The 2,484-nt window shown below is 65.3% G+C and carries 2 protein-coding genes; both read left to right on the top strand.

Annotation, left to right across the window (positions count from 1 at the left end):
• The first annotated feature begins 114 nt into the window (after positions 1-114).
• A complete protein-coding gene (gene istA / locus J1C47_RS23380) occupies positions 115-1,614 on the top strand; it encodes an IS21 family transposase (protein WP_207353210.1) in 1,500 nt (499 codons plus the stop codon).
• Positions 1,614-2,342 (top strand): IS21-like element helper ATPase IstB, encoded by a 729-nt coding sequence (istB, locus tag J1C47_RS23375; protein ID WP_207353209.1) that lies wholly within the window; start codon positions 1,614-1,616, stop codon positions 2,340-2,342. Before istA ends, istB begins: the two co-directional genes overlap by 1 nt.
• Positions 2,343-2,484 lie beyond the last annotated feature (142 nt).

The following is a 2,484-nucleotide window of genomic DNA, read 5'->3' as shown; positions in this document are numbered from 1 at the left end:
TGTGAATCGGCGTGGAATAAGGACCCCGTTTCAGGGGTGATCGGCGTCCAAACGGGACCCCTGTGACGCAGGGGTTCAAAGTGCCTTCCGAGATTGATCGGAGGCCGAGTTGGGATGCTTGTCGTGGAGACGATCGCGAAGATCCGCCGGGCGCATTTTGTTCAGGGCAAGGGGATCAAGGCGATCTGCCGTGAGCTGAAGGTCTCGCGGAAGGTGGTGCGCAAGGTTCTGCGCTCGGACGAGACGGCTTTCGAGTACGAGCGCTCGGTGCAGCCGATGCCCAAGCTTGGCGCCTTCAAGCCGGAGCTCGATCGGATCCTGGCTATCAACGATGCCCGTCCGGTCCGGGAGCGGCTGACACTCATCCGGATCTTCGAGGAGTTGCGAGGGCTTGGCTACGAGGGCGGATATGACGCCGTTCGCCGCTACGCCCGAGGCTGGCAGCGGGAGCAGTCCTCGCTATCGGCCGCGGCCTTCGTGCCCTTGAGCTTTGATCCGGGCGAAGCCTACCAGTTCGACTGGAGCCACGAGATCGTGCTGATCAACGGCACGACGGTGACGGTGAAGGTCGCCCACGTCCGGCTCTGCCATTCCCGGATGCTGTTCGTGCGGGCCTATCCGCGGGAGAGCCAGGAGATGGTGTTCGACGCGCACGACCGGGCGTTCGCCTTCTTCAAGGGCGCCTGCACCCGCGGGATCTACGACAACATGAAGACGGCGGTGGAGACGATCTTCGTCGGCCGCGAGCGCGCCTACAACCGGCGTTTTCTCCAGATGTGCGGTCATTATCTCGTCGATCCCGTCGCCTGCACGCCAGCATCGGGCTGGGAGAAGGGCCAGGTCGAGAACCAGGTCGGCCTGGTGCGCGAGCGCTTCTTCACGCCGCGCCTGCGGGTGAAGAGCTACGAGGAGCTGAACGCCTGGCTGCTCGACCGCACGATCGCCTATGCCAAGGCGCACCGCCATCCCGAACAGCGTGATCGGACGGTGTGGGAGGTGTTCGAGGCGGAGCGGGCGAGCCTTGTGCCCTATCGCGGCCGCTTCGACGGCTTCCATGCAGTGCCGGTCTCGGTGTCGAAGACCTGCCTCGTGCGCTTCGACAACAATCGCTACTCCGTCGCCGCTGGCGCCGTCGGGCGCCCGGCAGAGATCCGTGCCTACGCCGATCGCATCGAGATTCGCCAGGAGGGGCGGATCGTCGGCGAGCATCCGCGCTGCTTCGGCCGCGACCAGACGATCTACGATCCCTGGCATTACGTGCCCGTCCTGGCGAGGAAGCCCGGGGCGCTCAGGAACGGCGCACCGTTCAAGGACTGGATCCTGCCCGCACATCTTGATCGGGTCTGCCGTAAGCTCGGCACCGCACCTGATGGCGGGCGCCAGATGGTCGACATCCTTACCGCCGTGCTGAGCGACGGCTTGCCTGCCGTCGAGGCGGCATGCTCGGAGGCGCTGGCTGAAGGCGTCCACTCCGCCGACGTCATCCTCAACATTCTGGCGAGAGCCCGGGAGCCCGCCCCCACGATCACCATCATGACCCCGGACGCGCTGCGTCTTCGCCACGAGCCGGCGGCCGACTGCGCCCGCTACGACAACCTCAGGAGGGCAGTGTGATGGAACGCTCCGAGATCCTCGGCGCCATGGGCGAGCTGAAGCTCTACGGCATGAAGGCGGCCTTCGACGAGATCATCTCGACGGCCGTAAAGCGTCAGCACGAGCCGAGCCGTGTCGTCGGCGACCTCCTTCAGGCGGAGATCTCCGAGAAGCAGGCGCGCTCGATCAAATACCAGATCACCATCGCCAAGCTGCCGCTGGCCCGGGACATCGACGACTTCGTCTTCGACGACACGCCGATCAACGAGACGCTGGTGCGCGATCTCGCCGGCGGCAACTTCCTCGCTCATCAGCGCAATGCCGTCCTCATCGGCGGCACCGGCACCGGCAAGACCCATCTGGCGATCGCCATCGCCCGAGCCTGCATCCGCTCAGGCGCCCGGGGCCGCTTCTTCAACGTCGTCGACCTCGTCAACAAGCTCGAGGCGGAAGGACGGGCGGGCCGGCAGGGACGCATGGCGGACTATCTCACACGGATGGACTTCATCGTCCTCGACGAACTCGGCTATCTGCCGTTCGCCCAGTCCGGCGGCCAGCTCCTGTTCCATCTCATCAGCCGGCTCTACGAGCAGACGTCGGTGATCGTCACCACCAATCTCGCCTTCGGCGAATGGCCCTCGGTCTTCGGTGACGCCAAGATGACGACGGCGCTCCTCGATCGGCTCACCCACCACTGCGACATCATCGAGACCGGCAACGAGAGCTGGCGCTTCAAAAACCGCCTCTGATCGACCGTCCCACCGCCGCACGCAACGGCCTCGTCATCGCTCGCCTACGGCTACGCGATAACGAGGCCGTTGCGCATTCGGCACCCGAAGAGGGGGCCCGTTTGAACGCCGATGAGGGGTCCCGTTCCGAAGCCGTTTGACA

This window comes from Jiella sonneratiae (genome assembly GCF_017353515.1).
GTDB classification, from domain to species: domain Bacteria; phylum Pseudomonadota; class Alphaproteobacteria; order Rhizobiales; family Rhizobiaceae; genus Jiella; species Jiella sonneratiae.
This window is presented reverse-complemented; position numbering and strand designations above follow the sequence as displayed.

What these genes read in the sequence shown, in the direction of transcription:
- istA (WP_207353210.1), top strand. Translation starts at nt 115, where the DNA reads ATGCTTGTCGTGGAGACGATCGCGAAGATCCGCCGGGCGCATTTTGTT.
- istB (WP_207353209.1), top strand. Translation starts at nt 1,614, where the DNA reads ATGGAACGCTCCGAGATCCTCGGCGCCATGGGCGAGCTGAAGCTCTAC.